Annotated in this window: 19 protein-coding genes; 9 read left to right on the top strand and 10 right to left on the bottom strand. The window is 63.8% G+C overall.

Annotated features, from left to right (window positions below):
* Nucleotide 1: 1 nt before the first annotated feature.
* Nucleotides 2-1,585, bottom strand: coding sequence for a class I adenylate-forming enzyme family protein (locus tag BC1002_RS12340; RefSeq protein ID WP_420798738.1), 1,584 nt, complete (start codon nucleotides 1,583-1,585; stop codon nucleotides 2-4).
* 148 nt (nucleotides 1,586-1,733) lie between these two features.
* On the opposite strand from BC1002_RS12340, the gene ybaK reads away from it, so the two are divergent.
* Nucleotides 1,734-2,225, top strand: a complete 492-nt coding sequence (ybaK, locus tag BC1002_RS12335; protein ID WP_013090359.1) for a Cys-tRNA(Pro) deacylase — start codon at nucleotides 1,734-1,736, stop codon at nucleotides 2,223-2,225.
* Nucleotides 2,226-2,367: 142 nt separating this feature from the next.
* Nucleotides 2,368-3,003 carry a glycerol-3-phosphate 1-O-acyltransferase PlsY gene (gene plsY / locus BC1002_RS12330; RefSeq protein WP_013090358.1) on the top strand — a complete coding sequence of 212 codons (636 nt, stop codon included), beginning with the start codon at nucleotides 2,368-2,370 and terminating at the stop codon, nucleotides 3,001-3,003.
* A gap of 90 nt (nucleotides 3,004-3,093) precedes the next feature.
* Here plsY and BC1002_RS12325 read toward each other — a convergent pair whose 3' ends face one another.
* Entirely contained in the window at nucleotides 3,094-3,579 is a 486-nt protein-coding gene (locus BC1002_RS12325; RefSeq protein WP_013090357.1) for a YajQ family cyclic di-GMP-binding protein, read from the bottom strand.
* 284 nt (nucleotides 3,580-3,863) lie between these two features.
* On the opposite strand from BC1002_RS12325, the gene murB reads away from it, so the two are divergent.
* Nucleotides 3,864-4,904: a UDP-N-acetylmuramate dehydrogenase gene (murB, locus tag BC1002_RS12320; RefSeq protein WP_041734422.1), complete on the top strand. Its 1,041-nt coding sequence runs from the start codon at nucleotides 3,864-3,866 to the stop codon at nucleotides 4,902-4,904.
* Nucleotides 4,905-5,039: 135 nt separating this feature from the next.
* Here murB and argF read toward each other — a convergent pair whose 3' ends face one another.
* Entirely contained in the window at nucleotides 5,040-5,969 is a 930-nt protein-coding gene (gene argF / locus BC1002_RS12315; RefSeq protein WP_013090355.1) for an ornithine carbamoyltransferase, read from the bottom strand.
* Between the two features lie 538 nt (nucleotides 5,970-6,507).
* Here argF and BC1002_RS12310 point away from each other — a divergent pair.
* Nucleotides 6,508-6,855 carry a DUF3579 domain-containing protein gene (locus BC1002_RS12310; RefSeq protein WP_013090354.1) on the top strand — a complete coding sequence of 116 codons (348 nt, stop codon included), beginning with the start codon at nucleotides 6,508-6,510 and terminating at the stop codon, nucleotides 6,853-6,855.
* 156 nt (nucleotides 6,856-7,011) lie between these two features.
* Here the strand turns inward: BC1002_RS12310 and rpsT are convergent, their stop codons facing one another.
* Nucleotides 7,012-7,290, bottom strand: coding sequence for a 30S ribosomal protein S20 (gene rpsT / locus BC1002_RS12305; RefSeq protein WP_013090353.1), 279 nt, complete (start codon nucleotides 7,288-7,290; stop codon nucleotides 7,012-7,014).
* A 476-nt stretch (nucleotides 7,291-7,766) separates the two neighbouring features.
* On the opposite strand from rpsT, the gene murJ reads away from it, so the two are divergent.
* Together murJ and BC1002_RS12295 are read left to right on the top strand one after the other, a co-directional pair.
* Nucleotides 7,767-9,317 (top strand): murein biosynthesis integral membrane protein MurJ, encoded by a 1,551-nt coding sequence (gene murJ, locus BC1002_RS12300; RefSeq protein WP_013090352.1) that lies wholly within the window; start codon nucleotides 7,767-7,769, stop codon nucleotides 9,315-9,317.
* 5 nt (nucleotides 9,318-9,322) lie between these two features.
* Complete coding sequence (locus BC1002_RS12295; RefSeq protein WP_013090351.1) at nucleotides 9,323-10,165, top strand: SirB1 family protein; 843 nt, start codon at nucleotides 9,323-9,325, stop codon at nucleotides 10,163-10,165.
* Nucleotides 10,166-10,247: 82 nt separating this feature from the next.
* Here the strand turns inward: BC1002_RS12295 and BC1002_RS12290 are convergent, their stop codons facing one another.
* The 5 genes from BC1002_RS12290 to lpxK all read right to left on the bottom strand — a co-directional run bounded on the left by BC1002_RS12290 (nucleotide 10,248) and on the right by lpxK (nucleotide 14,341).
* Complete coding sequence (locus tag BC1002_RS12290) at nucleotides 10,248-11,006, bottom strand: 3-hydroxyacyl-CoA dehydrogenase (RefSeq protein ID WP_013090350.1); 759 nt, start codon at nucleotides 11,004-11,006, stop codon at nucleotides 10,248-10,250.
* Nucleotides 11,007-11,265: 259 nt separating this feature from the next.
* Nucleotides 11,266-11,931 (bottom strand): adenylate kinase, encoded by a 666-nt coding sequence (adk, locus tag BC1002_RS12285; RefSeq protein ID WP_013090349.1) that lies wholly within the window; start codon nucleotides 11,929-11,931, stop codon nucleotides 11,266-11,268.
* Nucleotides 11,932-12,142: 211 nt separating this feature from the next.
* Nucleotides 12,143-12,937 (bottom strand): 3-deoxy-manno-octulosonate cytidylyltransferase, encoded by a 795-nt coding sequence (kdsB, locus tag BC1002_RS12280; RefSeq protein ID WP_013090348.1) that lies wholly within the window; start codon nucleotides 12,935-12,937, stop codon nucleotides 12,143-12,145.
* A 203-nt stretch (nucleotides 12,938-13,140) separates the two neighbouring features.
* Entirely contained in the window at nucleotides 13,141-13,344 is a 204-nt protein-coding gene (locus BC1002_RS12275) for a Trm112 family protein (protein WP_007180583.1), read from the bottom strand.
* A complete protein-coding gene (gene lpxK, locus BC1002_RS12270) occupies nucleotides 13,325-14,341 on the bottom strand; it encodes a tetraacyldisaccharide 4'-kinase (protein ID WP_013090347.1) in 1,017 nt (338 codons plus the stop codon). Before lpxK ends, BC1002_RS12275 begins: the two co-directional genes overlap by 20 nt.
* A gap of 557 nt (nucleotides 14,342-14,898) precedes the next feature.
* Here lpxK and xseA point away from each other — a divergent pair.
* From xseA to BC1002_RS12255, 3 genes are all read left to right on the top strand, one after another.
* A complete protein-coding gene (gene xseA / locus BC1002_RS12265) occupies nucleotides 14,899-16,278 on the top strand; it encodes an exodeoxyribonuclease VII large subunit (RefSeq protein ID WP_013090346.1) in 1,380 nt (459 codons plus the stop codon).
* Nucleotides 16,279-16,493: 215 nt separating this feature from the next.
* A complete protein-coding gene (sodB, locus tag BC1002_RS12260; protein ID WP_013090345.1) occupies nucleotides 16,494-17,072 on the top strand; it encodes a superoxide dismutase [Fe] in 579 nt (192 codons plus the stop codon).
* A 449-nt stretch (nucleotides 17,073-17,521) separates the two neighbouring features.
* Nucleotides 17,522-18,076 carry a glycine zipper family protein gene (locus tag BC1002_RS12255; RefSeq protein ID WP_013090343.1) on the top strand — a complete coding sequence of 185 codons (555 nt, stop codon included), beginning with the start codon at nucleotides 17,522-17,524 and terminating at the stop codon, nucleotides 18,074-18,076.
* Nucleotides 18,077-18,197: 121 nt separating this feature from the next.
* On the opposite strand, the gene BC1002_RS12250 is transcribed toward BC1002_RS12255, so the two are convergent.
* A complete protein-coding gene (locus BC1002_RS12250; protein WP_013090342.1) occupies nucleotides 18,198-19,745 on the bottom strand; it encodes an NYN domain-containing protein in 1,548 nt (515 codons plus the stop codon).
* Between the last annotated feature and the right edge of the window lie 21 nt (nucleotides 19,746-19,766).

Genomic DNA, 19,766 nt, shown 5'->3' with positions numbered 1-19,766 from the left:
TTCACACCAACTCGCGCAATCGGTGCTTGAGAATCTTGCCGGTCGACGCGGCCGGCAGCGCGTCGAGCACCTTCACCCCGGCCGGCCGCTTGTACGGCGCGAGCCGCTCGCCGCACCACGCGATCAACTCCGCGGGCATGACCGTCGCACCGGCAATCAGCTCGACGAACGCGATCACCTCCTCGTTGCCCTCGACCGCGCGCCCGATCACCGCCGATTGCACGACCTGCGGATGCGCGTTCAGCACGTGCTCGACCTCGGCCGGATACACGTTGAAGCCCGAGCGAATGATCAGTTCCTTGCTGCGCCCGACGATATGCAACGCACCGTCCGCGTCCCGACGCGCGAGATCGCCGGTCTTCAGCCAGCCATCCTCGGTGAGGGTCGCGCGGGTCTGTTCAGGGCTGCGGTAGTAGCCGAGCATCACGTTCGGGCCGCGCACCCACAGCTCGCCGATCTCGCCCGGCGCCGCTTCGACGCCGTCGAGTCCGACGAACTTCACCTCGACGCCTGGGATGACTTCGCCGACCGAGCAATCGGCGCGCGGTGCGTCGACCATCGTCTGCGACACGGTCGGGCTGCTTTCGGTCATGCCGTAGCCGTTGTGCAGCGGCAGGCCGTAGACGGCTTCGGCCTGCGCCTTCAACGCGGCGTCGAGCGGCGAGCCGCCCGAGTACGCGAAGCGCAGCCGCGGCGCGGACCATGCGTAGCCGTGCGTGTGCAGATGTTCGAGCAGCTTTGCGTGCATCGCCGGAACGCCCTGGAAGATCGACACGTGCTCGTCGGCGAGGGCGCGGCGCACCGCTTCCGGCATGAAGCGCGGCGCGAGCCGCAACGTCGCGCCCGCATGCAGGCTGCCGAGGCATACCGACGCGAAGCCGTACACATGCGAGATCGGCAACACCGCATAGACGACGTCGTCGGGCCCGACCTGGCGCAGCCGGCTCGACACGGCCGCGATGTACAACAGATTGCGATGCGACAGCATCACGCCCTTCGGTGCGCCGGTGGTGCCGGTCGTGTAGATCAGCGCCGCGCATTGGCGGTCGCTGGCGGCTTCGACCGCTTCGGCTCGGACGCTGCTGTCCACCGCATACGACCATGCGCCGATGTCCGGCGACAGCGCGGGTGCGGGTGTCGCTCGATGACGCTGCGCATGCTGGCGCGCGTCGGGCGAGCTTTCGACCGCATACGCGACGGCACGCGGTTGCGCATGCGCGCGGATGGAATCGAGTTCGGCCGCCGACAGTCGCGCGTTCGACACCAGCGCCCACGCATCGAGCCTGGAGGTCGCGAACAGCAGCACGACCTGCGCGATGCTGTTCTCCGCGACGATCATCACGCGATCGCCGCCGCGTACGCCCCATTCGCGCAGCAGCGCGGCGACGGCATCGACGGCAGCTACGAGTTGCGCGTTGGTGAGGCGGCGCGCATCTTCGATCAGCGCGACATGCCGCGGATCGCGTGCGGCGGCGAGCGCCGGGATGTCGCTGATGCGCGCGGGCAGGGCGGCGAGCAGCGCTGGGATGTCGATTGTGGAACGGATGGATGAAGGCTGGTTCAACGCTGTCTCCTCTGGTCCCATGCAAGTAATTGCAAGACTAATTCGTAGCCCAGCCGTACTATCGCGCCAACCGGGCATAATTTCGAACGATCGTGCCACAAGCGTCGAACCCTCACAATCGCCCGTTCGGCAAATAGCCGTTGTGCAATCTCGCCATTACAATGCGCCGATGAGCAAATCCAGACACGTGTCCGAAACCCCCGCCACGCAGCTGCTGCGCCGTCACGGCGTCACGTTCGGCGAACATCCTTACGACTACGTCGAGCACGGCGGCACCGAGGAGTCGGCGCGCCAGCTCGGCGTCGACGAGCATCACGTCGTAAAGACGCTGGTGATGGAGGACGAGCACGCGAAGCCGTTGATCGTGTTGATGCACGGCGATCGCACCGTCAGCACCAAGAACCTCGCGCGGCAGATCGGCGCGAAGCGCGTCGAGCCGTGCAAGCCCGAAGTCGCGAACCGGCATTCGGGTTATCTGATCGGCGGCACGTCGCCGTTCGGCACGCGCAAGCAGATGCCGGTGTATGTCGAGTCGACCATTCTCGAGATGGACAAAATCTGGTTGAACGGAGGGCGGCGCGGCTTTCTCGTCAGCATCGAGCCGAAGGTGCTCACCGATCTGCTCGCGGCGAAGCCCGTGCAGTGCGCGAGCGTGGACTGACGCCGACGCTCGGGTTGACGTTTGCCTGAATGTTTTTCGCGCGGACGCCTTCGGTAAAATGTGCGCCGCCTTGTTTCGACGGGCGTACCCTGTTGCGGTTGGGGTATCGAATGTCAGACCGCGATCCTTATAAGAGTCCTAGATGCAAAACCTGATCGTCGCTGTCGTTGCCTATCTGATCGGTTCGTTGTCGTTTGCCGTGATCGTGAGCGCCGCGATGGGTCTCGACGACCCGCGCTCGTACGGCTCGGGCAACCCGGGCGCCACCAATGTGCTACGCAGCGGCAGCAAGAAGGCCGCGATTCTGACGCTGATCGGCGACGCCTTCAAGGGCTGGCTGCCGGTTTGGCTGGTCGTGCATTTCGGCGCACGCTACGGGCTCGACGAGCGCTCGATTGCGGTTGCGTCGCTCGCGGTATTTCTCGGCCACCTGTATCCGATCTTCTTCCGCTTCAAGGGCGGCAAAGGTGTCGCGACCGCCGCGGGCGTACTGCTCGCGATCAATCCGACGCTCGGCGTCGCGACTTTGCTGACATGGATCATCGTCGCGTTCTTCACGCGCTACTCGTCGCTGGCGGCGCTGTGCTCGGCGCTGTTCGCGCCGCTTTTCTACGTGTTCCTGTTCGGGCCGCGCATCGTCGCGCTCGCGGTTCTGGTGATGAGCCTGCTGCTCGTGTGGCGACATCGCGGCAATATCGCGAAGCTGATGAAGGGGCAGGAGAGCCGGATCGGCGACAAGAAGAAGGCCGCGAGTCCGGCCGCGGGCAACGATCTTTGAAGTGGACTGAGCCGCAGCGCCCGGCCCAGGCGAGGCGGCTTGGACTTTGCGCGCGGGGCGTTGCGTTGCAAGCCTCGCGCGCCGTACCGCTTAGTCGCGGAAGTTGTTGAAGTCGAGCGGCGTGTCGGTAACGTCCTTGCGCAGCATCGCGATCACGCTTTGCAGATCGTCGCGCTTTGCACCGGTGATGCGCACCGCATCGCCCTGAATGCTCGCCTGAACCTTGATCTTGCTGTCCTTCACCAGGCGCACGATTTTCTTCGACAGATCGCCCGACACGCCCTTCTTGATCTTGATGACCTGCTTGACCTTGTCGCCGCCGATCTTCTCGATCTTGCCGTAGTCGAGGAAGCGAACGTCGACGTTGCGTTTGGCCATTTTCGACAGCAATACGTCCTTCACCTGGCCGAGCTTGAAGTCGTCGTCGGCGTACGCGGTGATTTCGTTTTCCTTGTGCTCGATGCGCGCGTCGGACCCCTTGAAGTCGAAGCGCGTCGAAATTTCCTTGTTGGACTGCTCGATCGCGTTCTTGACTTCGATCATGTTGGCTTCGCAGACGACGTCAAACGATGGCATTGCATTCTCCCAATAGTGCGGCAGTGCGCGACGCGGCCGGTCGGCTGCGCGCGAGGCACTCGCTATAATCACGGACCGGACGTCATTTTACCGACGCCGCTCTCTTTTGCCCAAGGCCGCCGCGCGGCGTCGCGACGGCGGGCGATCCCGCGGCGGGCCGCGCCGCTCGTGTCGTCAGGCGCATCATTGGTCGTTTTTCGTTGTTTCGTGTTGCTGCCCGTTGTTGCTCTGTTGCCATTCCGATGCCCCAATCCGCACTTGCCTCTCCCGCCGTCGCATCCCTGATGACCGGCTATCCGCTGAAGGCCCACAACACGTTCGGCTTCGACGTGCGCGCGCAGTTCGCGTGCCTGATCGAGCGTGAGGAGCAGTTACTCGCGGCGGTGCGCGATCCACGCGTCGCGGGCCTGCCGCGCCTCGTGCTCGGTGGCGGCAGCAACGTCGTGCTGACCGGCGACTTCGCCGGGCTGGTGCTGCTGGTGGCGCTGCGAGGCCGTCGCGTGGTGCGCGAGGATCAGCATGCGTGGTATGTCGAGGCGGCCGGCGGCGAGCCGTGGCACGAGTTCGTCGCGTGGACGCTGGCGCAGGGCATGCCCGGCCTCGAGAATCTCGCGCTGATTCCTGGCACCGTCGGCGCGGCGCCAATCCAGAACATCGGCGCGTACGGACTCGAAATGTGCGATCGCTTTGCGTCGCTGCGGGCGATCGAGCTGGCGACCGGTAATGCGGTCGAACTCGGCGCCGATGCGTGCCGGTTCGGCTATCGCGACAGCTTTTTCAAGCGGGAAGGGCGCGAGCGCTTCGTGATCACGTCGGTGACGTTCCGTTTGCCGAAGGCATGGCAGCCGCGCGCGGGCTACGCGGATCTCGCGCGCGAGCTGGCGGCGCGGGGTCCGGGAGCGAGCACCAGGCAAGCCGACGATGCGGCCATGCAGCCGACCGCGCAGGCGATTTTCGATGCGGTCGTCGCCGTGCGGCGCACGAAGCTGCCCGATCCGCTCGAACTGGGCAACGCGGGGAGCTTCTTCAAGAATCCGGTGATCGACGCCGCGCAGTTCGAGGTGCTCAAGCGCCGCGAACCGGAACTCGTGTCGTATCCGCAAGCCGACGGGCGGATCAAGCTGGCGGCCGGCTGGCTGATCGACCGATGCGGCTGGAAGGGCCGTGCGATGGGCGCGGCGGCCGTGCACGAACGCCAGGCGCTGGTGCTGGTGAATCGCGGTGGCGCGAGTGGCGCAGCAGTGCTGGCGCTGGCGCGGGCGATCCAGCACGACGTGCGCGAGCGATTTGGCGTGGAGCTGGAGGCGGAGCCGGTTTGCCTGTGAGCGGAAGCGCGCTCTTTTCGCGCTGACTTGCCGCGCCGAGCTTCACCGTCGGCGAATGCAAAAAAAGCGCCGGGAGTTTCCTCCCGGCGCTTTTTATTACCGCGCTCGCGGCTGGTGCCTGGTCCAATGGCTCGCTCAGTGATTGAGCTTGCCGAGCAGCAGGTATTCCATCAACGCCTTCTGCACGTGCAGACGGTTTTCCGCTTCATCCCAGACGACGCTCTGCGGTCCGTCGATCACTTCCGCGCTGACTTCCTCGCCGCGATGCGCGGGCAGGCAGTGCATGAAAAGCGCGTCGGGATTCGCGCGCGCCATCATGTCGGCGTCGACGCACCAGTCGGCGAAAGCCTTCTTGCGCGCTTCGTTCTCGGCCTCGAATCCCATGCTGGTCCACACGTCGGTGGTGACGAGATCGGCGCCTGCGCAGGCTTCGTTCGGATCGTCGAACTCCTCGTAGAACGGCGCGCTTTCCGCGGCGACGAGCGCGCGGTCGAGCTTGTAGCCGGGCGGCGTGGACAGGCGCAGCTTGAAGCCGAGGATCTGCGCGGCTTCGATCCACGTGTACAGCATGTTGTTCGCGTCGCCGACCCACGCGACCGTCTTGTCGCGGATCGGACCGCGATGCTCGAAGTACGTGAAGATGTCCGCGAGCACCTGGCACGGGTGATATTCGTTCGTGAGCCCGTTGATCACCGGCACGCGCGAATTCTCGGCGAAGCGTTGGATGATGTCCTGGCCGAACGTGCGGATCATGATGATGTCGACCATGCGCGAGATGACCTGGGCGGCGTCTTCGATTGGCTCGCCGCGGCCGAGCTGCGTGTCGCGCGTGCTCATGAACACCGCGTGGCCGCCCAGCTGGAAGATGCCGGCTTCGAACGACAGGCGCGTGCGCGTCGAATTCTTTTCGAAGATCATCGCCAGCGTGCGGTCATGCAGCGGGTGATAGGTCTCGTAGTTCTTGAATTTGCGTTTCAGGATGCGCGCGCGTTCCAGCACGTACTCGTAGTCTTCCAGCGAGAAGTCCTTGAACTGCAGGTAGTGGCGAATTTTCTTGGCGGTCATGAAACAAATACGGCGGTCTCACCCGGCAGGGTTGCCGGACTGTGCCGCCGTCGGTTTGGTGGTAACTCAATCCAGCATAAAGGATTTCGCCCTGTTTGACGAGTCGGCCGGCAGGGGTCGCAAGCGATTCGGAGGCGATTAGGAAGCTATTTGGAAGCGAGTAGGAGGCTTCATATCGGGCTGCGCGGGAGCATCGAAGGGCGTTTGTGTGCGCTGCGGAAAAGGGCCCTCTGCGCTATAATTTAAGGGTTATCCCATAGCCCAGCAGGCCAGCGTTTCGCGTGAAGAAACGCGGCTCGCGCGGCGCGGAAAGCCTGTCACGGCGTGGCCGTCATGACAGGCGCCAGAGCGGTACAGCCGGTTTGCCGCAGCGGTTCTCGTGGTGCGGCTCGTCATTGTTGCGTTAGCGCCAGGTCCCACGCACGTCGCAGGTGGCTGCAAGCTCTTGCCGCGCATGTCGCTTGCGGTGAATGTAAGCGCGCAACTGGTGCCGCCGGTTGGTCGTCATTCCGCTGGGCAGTCACACAGGTATTTCTACATGGCCGAAGCAGCTCCAATCGAATATTTCATTCAGGGCATTACGTCGACCGGAAAAAGATTTCGGCCGAGCGACTGGTCGGAGCGGCTCGCGGGCGTCATGTCGTCGTTCGGGCCCGGCGTGAGGAAGGGGCCGAACGCCTATATGCAGTACTCGCTGTACGTGCGGCCGACCATGATCGGCGACCTCAAATGCGTGATTCTTGATTCGAGACTGCGCGACATCGAGCCAATGGCCTTCGATTTCGTTCTGAACTTCGCAAAAGACAACGACCTCCTCGTCACCGAGGCGTGCGAGTTGGAACTCGAGCATGCGCCTGCGCCGCAAGCCAAACGTCATGCGATCTGACGCAAGCTGGCCGGATCGGCAAAAGCAAAAAACGAAAACCCGCAAGCAGCGGGTTTTTTTGTGGCTGGTCATCCGGCCAAAACAAAAAAGCCCGCCAAAGCGGGCTTCTTGTGCAGCGGAAACAGGAGCTAGCCCGCCGAAGCGGGCCGACTGGAATTACTGCGCTGCGGGCGCTTGCAGACCCTTGATGGCTGCAGCGAGGCGGCTCTTATGGCGAGCTGCCTTGTTCTTGTGAATGATGTTCTTGTCGGCGATGATGTCGATGGTCTTCGACGATGCCTTGAAGATTTCGGCGGCCTTAGCCTGGTCGCCTGCGTCGATTGCCTTGCGAACAGCCTTGATAGCCGTGCGGAACTTCGAGCGCAGTGCCGAGTTGTGCGAGTTTGCCTTCGCGGCCTGGCGGGCGCGCTTGCGTGCTTGTGCGGAGTTAGCCATGACGGTTCCTTATCCTGTTCCTGTTTCCAGTACCCGGCCTGCAATGATGAGGCGAGGTGCTGCTTCTCGATCCGAACCCTTGGAAGCGATTGCCCAAGGGCGCAAAAGTGTCGAAAAAATCGATCAAACTACGCGAAGGCGGGCCCGTGTTTCCAGGCTTCCGGACGTATTGACAGGCGGCGCAGCGCCAACCTGAGAATCCCGTCCGAAGACCGTTCGAAAACGGAGCAAGCTTCGAAACCGACGATTATAGCAACAAAATCAGGCACGTGACAACGGAAAACGCGCAACGGCGTCACAGTGACGAGAGTGGCGTCATGTTGACGTTGACGTGTTGGCTCAGCACGGAAAACCGCTAAAAGCACAAAAAATCGCATTTCCCGGCCGATTGCGGCGAACGTCCGCCCGGCAAATCGGTCGGAATCGGGTTTCCGGCTCGTCGCCCGCATTAGCGGGACCCGTATAATAAGCGCCCCATGAATCTATTCCGAGCCCTGCTGACGGTCAGCGGCTTCACGCTGCTGTCGCGCGTGACCGGACTGGCCCGCGAAACGCTGATCGCCCGTGCGTTCGGCGCCAGTCAATACACCGACGCTTTCTACGTCGCCTTTCGCATTCCGAATCTGCTGCGCCGCATTTCCGCCGAAGGCGCGTTCTCGCAGGCCTTCGTGCCGATCCTCGCCGAGTTCAAGAACCAGCAAGGCCACGACGCCACCAAGGCGCTCGTCGACGCGACCTCGACCGTGCTCGCGTGGGCGCTCGCGGTGCTGTCGGTGATTGGCGTGGTCGGCGCGTCGGGCGTCGTGTTTGTCGTCGCGTCGGGCCTCGCGCGCGAGGGCCACGCGTACCAGCTCGCGGTCGCGATGACGCGCATCATGTTCCCCTACATCATTTTCATTTCGCTGACGTCGCTGGCGTCGGGCGTGCTGAATACGTACCGGAACTTTTCGTTGCCCGCGTTCGCTCCCGTGCTGTTGAACGTTGCGTTCATCGTCTCTGCGCTGTTTCTCGCGCCGCGCCTGCAAACGCCGGTCTATGCGCTCGCGTGGGCGGTGATCATCGGTGGCGTGCTGCAATTCGCGGTGCAGTTGCCGGGCCTCAAGAAGATCGACATGGTGCCGCGCATCCGCCTGAACCCGCTGCACGCGCTCGCGCATCGCGGCGTAAAACGGGTGCTCGCGAAGATGGTGCCGGCGATGTTCGCGGTGTCGGTCGCGCAGATCAGCCTGATCATCAACACCAACATCGCGTCGCACATCGGCCCCGGCGCGGTGTCGTGGATTAACTACGCCGACCGGCTGATGGAGTTTCCGACCGCGCTGCTCGGCGTCGCGCTGGGCACGATCCTGCTGCCGAGCCTATCGAAGGCGCACGTCGACGCCGACTCGCACGAGTATTCGTCGCTGCTCGACTGGGGGCTGCGCGTCACGTTCCTGCTCGCCGCGCCGAGCGCGATCGCGCTGTTCTTTTTCGCCCAGCCGCTGACGGCCGTGCTGTTCAACTACGGCAAGTTCGACGGTAACGCGGTCGTAATGGTGAGCCGCGCGCTCGCCGCCTACGGGGTCGGCTTGATCGGCCTGATCCTGATCAAGATCCTCGCACCGGGCTTCTACGCGAAGCAGGACATCAAGACGCCGGTGAAAATCGGCATCGGCGTGCTGATTGTCACGCAGCTGTGCAACTACGCGTTCGTGCCGGTGTTCGCGCATGCGGGTCTCACCCTGAGCGTCGGGCTCGGCGCTTGCGTGAATGCGTTGCTGCTGTTCATCGGTCTGCGCAAACGCGGCATCTATACGCCGTCGAGCGGCTGGCTCAAGTTTTTCGTGCAATTGCTCGGCGCGTGCCTCGTGCTCGCCGGCGTGATGCGCTGGCTTGCGATCAGCTTCGACTGGGTCGGCATGCATACCCAGCCGGTTAGCCGGATGGTGTTGCTCGGTGCGTGTCTCGTGCTGTTCGCCGCGCTATATTTCGGTATGCTTTGGCTGATGGGCTTCAAGTACGCGTATTTCAAAAGGCGAGTGAAGTGATCACCATGTCGCGGGTTCTCGATTATTTCAGTACGCTCGTCGCCGAAGACGAGAGCCTGCCGCTGACCGAGACGGCGCTCTCGCTCGCGCAGGACGCCTACCCCGATCTCGATCTGCAGTCGGTGCTCGCCGAGATCGATGAGCTGGTGCTGCGGCTGCGCCGCCGCATGCCAGACGATGCCGACATCCGTCAGAAGGTTGGCGTCCTCAATCGGTTCTTTTTCCGTGAACTCGGTTTCGCGAGCAATCTGAACGATTACTACGACCCCGACAACAGTCATCTGAACGTCGTACTCAAACGTCGCCGCGGCATTCCGATTTCACTCGCGGTGCTCTATCTGGAGATGGCTGAGCAATTCGGCGTTCCGGTGCGCGGGGTGTCGTTTCCGGGCCACTTCCTGCTGCGCGTGACGACGCCCGACGGCGACGTGATGCTCGATCCGACGACCGGTCATTCGCTGTCCGAAGCGCAGATGGTCGAGATGCTCGAACCATACGTCGCGTCGGCTGGAGATTCGGTCGGCCGCGCGCTGCGCATGCTGCTACAGCCGGCCACGCGTCGCGAGATCGTCGCGCGGATGCTGCGCAACCTGAAGGCGATCTATCTGCAAACCGAGCGTTGGCAACGTCTGCTCGCGGTGCAACAGCGGCTCGTCATTCTGCTGCCGGACAATATCGAGGAAGTGCGTGATCGCGGTTTCGCGTATGCGCGGCTCGACTATCTGCGGCCCGCGCTCGAAGACCTCGAAAGTTACCTCGGGGATCGACCCGATGCGGAAGACGCCACCGTAGTCGAGTCGCAACTGCATGAATTGCGGCAGCGCACCCGGCATGATGGTGGCGAATAGCGACGCGTTTTCACGCCGCATGAGACGCAAACGCCTGCACATGTCGTACATGTACAGGCGTTTTTTTATCGCGAGGCGCTCCTCACTTCGGCTGCATGCGGATCGCGCCGTCTAGCCGGATCACCTCGCCGTTCAGCATCGGATTGTCGAAGATCTGCTTGGCGAGCATCGCGTATTCAGCCGGTTTGCCTAAGCGCGGCGGGAACGGCACCATCGCGCCGAGCGCGTCCTGCACTTCTTGCGGCATGCCGAGCAGCATCGGCGTTTCGAAGATGCCGGGGGCGATCGTCATCACGCGGATCGCGTTGCGGGACAGGTCGCGCGCGATCGGCAGCGTCATGCCGACCACGCCGCCTTTCGACGCGGAGTACGCGGCCTGGCCGATCTGGCCGTCGAACGCGGCGACTGATGCGGTGTTGATGATCACGCCGCGCTCGCCGTTGGCGTTCGGCTCGTTCTTCGACATCTGCGTCGCGGCGAGCCGGATCATGTTGAACGTGCCGATCAGGTTGATCGAGATCGTGCGCGTGAACAGATCCAGCGGATGGGGGCCATCCTTGCCGACGGTCTTCGCGGCCGGCGCGACGCCCGCGCAGTTGACGAGTCCGCGCAGCGTGCCGAGTTTCGTCGCGGTGTCGACGGCCTGTTGCGCGTCCTCTTCCCGGCTCACGTCGCATTTGACGAATACGCCGCCGAGTTCCTTGGCGAGCGCCTCGCCCGCGTCCAGATTCAGGTCGGCGAGCACGACCCTGCCGCCGTTCTCCGCCAGCAGGCGCGCGGTGGCAGCGCCGAGCCCTGATGCACCGCCGGTGATCAGGAACACGTTGTCACGAATTTCCATGTCTTCTCCTTCGCTACGGTTGTTCGGTGCAGTCTGGATCGAAGCATTTTTCGACGATCGATTGTAGCGGCTGTGCTGCGCTGCGGAAAGCGAAGCGGGCAGCGGCATGCGAGTGCTATGGAAGACTAACTGGCTGTGCTGGACGTTCCGCACCCAGCGCTTGCCGTTGCGGTCGGCGCACCGAACCAGTAAAAAACCCGCCCAATGTGGGCGGGTTTTGGTTTAACGCAAACAGCGGAAATGTTTAGATCAATCCCGCTTACTTCAGCGCATCGAACGCACGGGCACGAATTTCATCGACGCTGCCGAGGCCCGAAATGCGGCGATATTGGGGCGCTTTCACCGAGCTTGACGTATCGCCGTTCTTCGCCCAGCTGTTGTAGTACTCGATCAACGGCTTGGTTTGCGATTCGTACACTTCGAGACGCTTCTTGACCGTTTCTTCCTTGTCGTCGTCGCGCTGGATCAGCGGCTCGCCAGTCACGTCGTCGATGCCCTCGACTTTGGGCGGGTTGAACGTCACGTGATACGTGCGGCCCGACGCGGGGTGCGAGCGGCGGCCGCTCATGCGCACGATGATCTCGTCGAACGGCACGTCGATTTCGAGCACGTAGTCGATCGCGACACCGGCCTGCTTCATTGCCTCAGCTTGTGGAATCGTGCGCGGGAAGCCGTCGAACAGGTAGCCGTTCGCGCAGTCCGGCTGCTGCAGACGTTCCTTCACGAGGTTGATGATCAGCTCATCCGTGACCAGCTCACCGGCGTCCATGAAGCGCTTTGCTTCGAGGCCGAGCGGCGTACCAGCCTTGACGGCCGCGCGCAGCATGTCGCCGGTCGAAATTTGCGGGATGCCGAACTTTTCCTTGATGAAGTTGGCCTGAGTGCCTTTGCCAGCACCCGGTGCACCCAACAGGATCAAACGCATGGATATCTCCAGATCTATGTGAATTCTTTGTTTACGCAGCAGGCTTCCCGGCGATTCTCGCAGGTTCCGCATCGTTCACCGTTGGCTAGCTCGCGCTGCACGTCGAAGATGACGGCGCTGCAAGATCCGCACGGCGCGACGGGGATAACCCGGATGTCGCCTGCGCTGGGAGGCGCGCATAACCGTTCGATTATGCCACGGCTTCCCGCGCTCAAGACCCGAATAAAGCCCGTACGCGCGCGAGATCGGCGGGGGTATCGACGCCCGGCAACGGCACGTCATGCGTGACGAGGACGGCGATGCGCTCGCCATGCCACATCGCGCGCAGCTGTTCGAGCGCTTCGACCTGCTCGATCGGGGAGATCGCGAGACTCGGGTACGTGCGCAGGAATTTCGCACGATACGCGTACAGGCCGATGTGCCGGTATACGACGGCGGGGGCGGGCGGCGTCGGCATCGACGCGACGTTGGGCCAGTGCGGCTGCCATGCGTCGCGCGCCCAAGGGATCGGCGCCCGCGAGAAATACAGCGCGACGCCGCGCGCATCAGGCACGACCTTGACGACGTTCGGATTGAAAATTTCGGCGGGATCGGTGATCGGATGGGCGGCCGTCGCAATCGCGCAGTCGCTCGTCGTTGCCAGATGTGCGGCGACGCCGCGCACCAGCGCCGAGTCGATCAGCGGCTCGTCGCCCTGCACGTTGACGATGATCGTGTCATCGCTCCAGCCGAAGCGCGTCGCCACTTCCGCGAGACGGTCGGTGCCCGACGGATGGTCGGCGCGCGTGAGTACTGCGTCGAAGCCGTGGTCGTGCGCCGCGTCGAGCACTTCCTGCGCGTCCGACGCGACCAGCACCTGCTGCGCGCCCGATTCGCGCGCGCGCTCCGCGACGCGCACGACCATCGGCTTGCCGCCGAGGTCCGCGAGCGGCTTGTTGGGCAGCCGGGTCGACGCCAGACGGGCCGGCACGACGGCGATAAACGGATGAGGGGTGGTGTGGATCATCGGATCAAGAACGGGCGGCGATCAGGCCGGAGGAAGAGGCTGCGCGCGACGCGCACGCGGAGTCGGACATAAGCGGGGCGGCGGAAACGGCTACGGATCGATTGTGGCGCACATGCGGGCCGGCCTTGGCGTTGACGGGCTTTGCTCCTTGACCCGCGGGGCGAGCGAGGCGACGCGGCGCCTCGATGCAGCGCCGCGCCGGGTCAGGCGACCGAGCCCGGATTCAGATCGACCGGCGTGCCCTCGACGGTCTGCCGTGCTTCGTCGACGAGCATTACGGGAATGCCGTCGCGGATCGGATACGCGAGCTTGTCCGCGTTGCAGATCAGTTCCTGCGCGGCGCGGTCGTAGCTGAGCGGGCCCTTGCAGATCGGGCAAACGAGGATTTCAAGCAGGCGAGCGTCCACGGACTTTCTCCACAACTAATGCAGTGAGGCGGTGATCAAGCGCGGCTTCGACCGGGACTACCCAGATGCGCGCGTCGTGCCAGGCCCCCAATTTTACCGCATCCTTTTCGGTAATCAGGATCGCGTCGGCGTCGACGTCGGTGAACGGATTACGCTCGAACGCGTAGTGGTCGGGCAGGGCGCGCGTCGTGGGCGCGATGCCGGCTGCGCGCACTGTCGCGAAAAAGCGTTCCGGCGCGCCGATGCCGGCCGCGGCCAGCACGCGTTGACCGGCGAATTGCGCGAGCGGGCGGCGCAGCGCGGGATTGTCGAGATGCCAAGCGTCGGCGGGCGCGAGCTGCAGTGCGAATGAGTTCGGCCACGCGGGCAGCGTGCGCGCGTACGGATCGTTGATCAGCGTCGCGTCGCGGCGGCGCGACAACGGCTCGCGCAGCGGCCCGGCCGGCAGCAGGAAGCCGTTGCCGCCGAGCCGGTGATCGAACACGACGAGTTCGACGTCGCGCGCGAGGCGATAGTGCTGCAAGCCGTCGTCGCTGACGATCACGTCGACGTCGCGATGCGCGGCGCACAGCGCCTGCGCGGCGGCGACGCGATCCGGACAGACCCATACGGGTGCGCCGGTGCGGCGCGCAATCAGCAACGGTTCGTCCCCGCCGACACGCGCCGATGAACCGGGCGTGACCTGGGTCGGCGTGCTCACGCGCGCGCCGTAACCGCGCGACACGATGCCAGGCGTGAAGCCCGCGGCGCGCAACGCTTCGACGAGCGCGATGACGGTCGGCGTCTTGCCGGTGCCGCCAACCGTCACGTTGCCGACCACCACCACCGGCACGCCGACGCGCACCGACTTCAGCCAGCCTTGCGAAAACGCGGCGCGGCGCGCGGCCGCGACCGTGCCAAATACGCAGGCGAGCGGCGTCAGCGCCCAGGCGAGCGGGCCGCGTTGCTGCCATTCGCGCGCTAGGCGCGCTGCGAGACGGTCGCTGAGTTCGCTCATGGGCGGGTTGCGGGCAAGGACTGCATGCCGTGCGCACTACGCGGGGTCAACATCAACGCGGTTCTCCGGACAATCGAATGCGAATACGGTCGAAAAATGAGGTGCAAACGGCGCGGCGAAAGGGCTCGTACTTATTAGCCGCAGGCGGCCTCAGGCCGGCAAGCTCCCCGGCGCGCTGCGCGATTGGCATGCCATCGAACCCGCCACTCTAGCGCGCGGGCATCCCGGCCGGCAAGTCGCGTGGGACATCATGGACGCCGGTCCTCGCTATGTGCGGTCGCCCACAGTCTGTGGATAACTTTGTGGAGAACCTGCCATCCGATCGTCCGGGAGGGCCATTCCGTGCGCTTTGGATCGAAGTGCTCGCTCGCTATTGAGATGCAAACGCCATATAAATCAAGGGTCTGCCAGGCGTTTATTGGCGTTGGCGGGCGTTCTGGCGGAATTCGTCAGGCGGTTCCCGCCATGTGGACACTTTTAACAATCCTGCGATTCCGGCTGGACGCCGCTCGTCGCTCGGTCTATCGTCTGTCCGGCCAGCGCTATTTATCCCTCGCATGAACCCCGAAAATCCTTTTGCTTCGGCGGCCACACCAGGCGGTGAGGTCGTCGTTCCCGTCTCCGCGCTCAATCGCGCGATCGGCACGATGCTCGAACGCTCGTTTCCACTCGTCTGGGTCGCGGGCGAAGTGTCGAACTTCACGCGCGCCGCAAGTGGTCACTGGTATTTTTCGATCAAGGACGCACAGGCGCAGATGCGCTGCGTGATGTTTCGCGGTCGCGCGCAGTACGCCGAATTCATGCCGCGCGAAGGCGATCGCATCGAAGTGCGCGCGCTCGTGACGATGTACGAACCGCGCGGTGAACTGCAACTGAATGTCGAAGCGGTGCGCCGCACCGGTCAGGGTCGCCTATACGAAGCGTTTCTGCGGTTGAAGGCGCAACTCGAAGCCGAAGGGTTGTTCGCCGCTGAACGCAAGCGCGCGCTGCCGACCCATCCACGCGCGATCGGTATCGTCACGTCGTTGCAGGCGGCCGCATTGCGCGACGTGCTGACGACGCTGTCGCGCCGCGCGCCGCATATTCCGGTGATCGTTTATCCAGCGCCGGTGCAGGGCGCGGGTGTCAGCGCGAAGCTCGCGGCGATGGTCGAGACGGCTGGCGCGCGCCGCGAGGTCGACGTGCTGATCGTGTGTCGCGGCGGGGGCTCGATCGAAGATCTATGGGCGTTCAACGAAGAAGTGCTCGCGCGCGCGATCGCCGAAAGCGTGATACCCGTGGTGAGCGGCGTCGGTCACGAGACCGATTTCACGATTGCCGATTTCGCCGCCGACGTACGTGCGCCGACGCCGACCGGTGCCGCCGAACTCGTGAGTCCGCAGCGCGTCATGCTGCTGCGCGAACTCGATCATCGGCACGCGACGCTCGCGCGCGCGTTCGGCCGCATGATGGAGCGGCGCGCGCAGCAGCTCGACTGGCTGGCGCGCCGGCTCGTTTCGCCGGCCGAGCGGCTCGCGCGGCAGCGCACGCATTTGCAGCAATTGCGCGTGCGGCTCGCGTCGGCCGGCGCGCGGCCGGTACGCGACGCTCGTGCGCGATTCTCGCTGCTGCAGATGCGCTGGCAACGCTGGCGTCCGGATCTCGCGGGCGAGCGCACGCGCGTCGACACGCTGGCGCAGCGCCTGAATGCAGCGCTGTCGCGCCAGCATGAACGTCAGGTCGCACGCATCTGCATGCTCAGCGCGCGACTCGAAGTACTGAGTCCACAGCGCACGCTCGAGCGCGGTTATGCGGCCGTGCTCGATACGCAAAGCGGTCGGGCGATTCGCACGCCGTCGTCGCTGAAACCCGGCCGTCGTTTGACGATGCATCTCGCCGAAGGCTCGGCCGACGTCGCGCTCGCCGACGTGCAGGCGCGTCTGACCGACGGCTTCTGACGTTTTACCGGTGAGTGCGTGGCGCCTATGTCCTGTTTACCGACGACCCGGGCACGCGCCGTGCGCGCCCTTCCGAAGGGCCTTGCGCGCGGCGTGTTCGACATGCCGGACATAAAGGCCGGTCGTTTGCGGGGTTATTCCAACTCGCCTACAATCGAGTGCTCGATAGCGTCATCCGCAGACTCCCCACAACAGATATAGAGAAGGAAAGCACCATGGAACATACGCTCCCGCCGCTGCCGTTTGCGAAAAACGCGCTCGCTCCGCACATGTCGGAAGAGACGCTCGAGTTTCACTATGGCAAGCATCACCAGACCTATGTGACCAACCTGAACAATCTGATCAAGGGCACGGAGTTCGAGAACCTGTCGCTGGAAGAGATCGTCAAGAAGTCGTCGGGCGGTATCTTCAACAATTCGGCTCAAGTGTGGAATCACACGTTCTTCTGGAACAGCCTGTCGCCGCAAGGTGGCGGCGCACCGACCGGCGCGCTCGCTGACGCGATCAACGCGAAGTGGGGTTCGTTCGACAAGTTCAAGGAAGAGTTTGCGAAGACCGCGGTCGGCACGTTCGGCTCGGGCTGGGCATGGCTCGTGAAGAAGGCTGATGGTTCGCTCGACCTCGTGTCGACGAGCAACGCCGCCACGCCGCTCACCACCGACGCCAAGGCACTGCTGACCATCGACGTTTGGGAGCACGCTTACTACATCGACTATCGCAATGCGCGTCCGAAGTTCGTCGAAGCGTACTGGAACATCGTCAACTGGGACTTCGCAGCGAAGAACTTCGCTTGAGATTGCCAGTTGCAGCTCGTCGTCTGATGTCGTGATCCTTGCGATCGCGATGGAAGATGACAGCTAGAGACGAAAGCCCTCCATCGCGAGGGCTTTTTCTTTTTCCGAGGCGATTGGAAGGGCAGGGATCGCTTCTGAAAGAAGTTTGTCACAGTTGGTAACTGCGGTTTCGCGGGGTGCGAAGTGGACCTCGGCCAACGCCCCTCGACTTCGCCGAACTGCGGCGCCCGGCGCGATGCAGGCTACGCAAGCCGCTGCGACGGCGAGAATGAGCCGGTTCATTGAGGCGTCCTCCGCGCGGTCGATCGGCTTGGGCGGCGGGAATCGTTTGAGGCGACTGCCGGGTCGAGACCAGCCGGCCGTGCAAAAACTTTCTGTAACTTAGCCGTAACCACGGAATTTCCCGATTAGCCTAACGTTTGAATTCCAATCCTCCGAAGTGCACCACCATGATTTCCAGCAATAAAACGATCAGCCTGGCGATTCCCGCCGCCGTCATCGCGCTCGCGTTAGGCGGCTGCGCAGTGGCGCCACCGAGCGGGCCGAGCATAGCCGCGATGCCGCGCAGCGGCGAGCCGCTCAGCCAGTTCCAGCAAAACGACTACGCGTGCCGCGACTACGCGAATCAAACGACGAACCCGTCCGGCGCTGCGCAGGCGGCCAGCACGAACAGCGTGAACAGCGCGGCGCTCGGGACGCTCGGCGGCGCGGCCGTCGGCGCGCTGCTCGGCGCCGCGGCGGGCAACGCTGGCGCTGGCGCGGCGATCGGGGCGGGCAGCGGCCTGCTGATTGGCGGCGCGAACGGAGCGAATGGCGCCCAGTATTCGGCGGCCGGCATGCAGGCACGCTATGACACCGCCTACGCCCAGTGCATGACCTCGAAGGGCGAGACGATTGTTCAGCCGCAGCCTTACTATTCGACGCAGCCGGTGTATGTCGCGCCCCGTCCGTATTACTACGCTCCGCCTCCGCCCGTTATGTATGCGCCTTATCCGGCTTACTGAGCGGTGATATTGGGGGCCGGCCTGCTTGCTTGTCTTGCATCGTCGGCCGGTACTGCGTTTCAAATGCGTAGAACGGTTGAGCGGTAGCTTGCGGCGACGATTGTCGAATCCGTGCCGCTGCTTACTCCGTGCTGTCCGTCGACGCCGTTTTGCGCGGACGACGGCTGCGAGACGCTGTTTTACGGGGGGCCTTCGTGGCGGCCTTAGGCCCATCTTCCATATTGACTGCTGGAGCAGGGGCCTCGGCCGGCGCCGCGATCTCAAGGACTTCCCCGATCGAGCGCGGCGTGCTTTTCTTCACTTTCTTCGCGGCCGTTTTGCGCGATGCGCGCTTTTTGGCGCTTTGACGCTGCGCGGGTTGGTCGCTATCGGCGGTTTGGTCGCTTTCTTGACCGAGGACGACTTGTTCAGCGGCTGTATCCGCTGCCGCTGCTACAGTACGAGCTTCGGTCTCTTCAGCTATCGGTTCAATGACGAATTCATGTGGGAGCGGCGCGTGTTCACGCGGTTCCTCCCGTTGGACCTGTTCGGCGGACTCCGCCGGTTCGGCAAGAGCCGGAGCGGCAGCCGCAGGTTCTTCATCAGCCGTTTCATGGTGACCGCGCTTGCCGTGCGCGGCCTCCTGACCCCGCCCCGCCTTGCGGTTGCTGCGGTCCTTACGACGCGACTTGTGCTTGCCCCCCGACTCGGACGCGGCCGCTTGTGCCGCCTGCGCTTGATACGAATGTTCGGCCGCCTGTTCAGCCGGCACCGCTTCACCCGACCCCGTTTCGGCAGACTCCGCCGCGGTTTCGCCAATAGTTTCATTGGCCGCTTCACTCCCGACGTTCACAGCCGTGCTTCGATAAACGTACGCGCCTGATTTTTCATCGCGGCCGAATTCGAGCAGCCCGCGTGCCTGCGCTTCTTCCAGCAGATTGCCGAAAGCGCGAAACCCGTAATACGTCTCGTTGAAATCCGGTTTGCGCCGTTTGATCGCGTTCTTCAGCACGGACGCCCAGATCTTGCCGCTGTCGCCACGTTCGGAAGCGAGTGCGTCGAACGTCTGAACCGCAATTTCTACGGCCTTGCTGCGACGCTTCTCCAGGTCCTCCTTGGGTGGGGCCTTCTCTTCATCTGCCGCACGTTTGGCTGCCTGCTGCGCGCTCTGCTGCTGGCGCGACGATTCGCGCCTCGCGACTGCGCGCTGACTTTCGCGTACGAGATCGTCGTAAAAGAAGAACTCATCGCAATTCGCGATCAGCAAATCCGAGGTGGACTGCTGCACACCGACGCCGATGACCTGTTTGGCGTTCTCGCGCAGCTTCGACACGAGCGGCGAAAAATCCGAATCACCACTGATGATGACGAACGTATTGACGTGCGATTTTGTATAACAGAGATCGAGCGCATCGACGACCAGCCGGATGTCGGCTGAATTCTTGCCCGATTGGCGCACGTGCGGAATTTCGATCAACTCGAAATTGGCCTCGTGCATGGCCCCTTTGAAACTCTTGTAGCGATCCCAGTCGCAATACGCTTTCTTGACGACGATGCTGCCCTTCAGCAGCAGGCGCTCGAGTACAAGCTTGATGTCGAACTTGTCGTACTTCGCGTCGCGCACGCCAAGCGCGACATTCTCGAAGTCGCAGAACAGCGCCATGCTGACGTTTTCGTTGGATGACGCCATGTGTATCTCCATTGAAGCGGT

The sequence above is a fragment of the Paraburkholderia atlantica genome (assembly GCF_000092885.1).
Taxonomy (GTDB): Bacteria; Pseudomonadota; Gammaproteobacteria; order Burkholderiales; family Burkholderiaceae; genus Paraburkholderia; species Paraburkholderia atlantica.
Note: the sequence above shows the minus strand (reverse complement) of the source record. Positions and strands in the feature narration are given on the sequence as shown.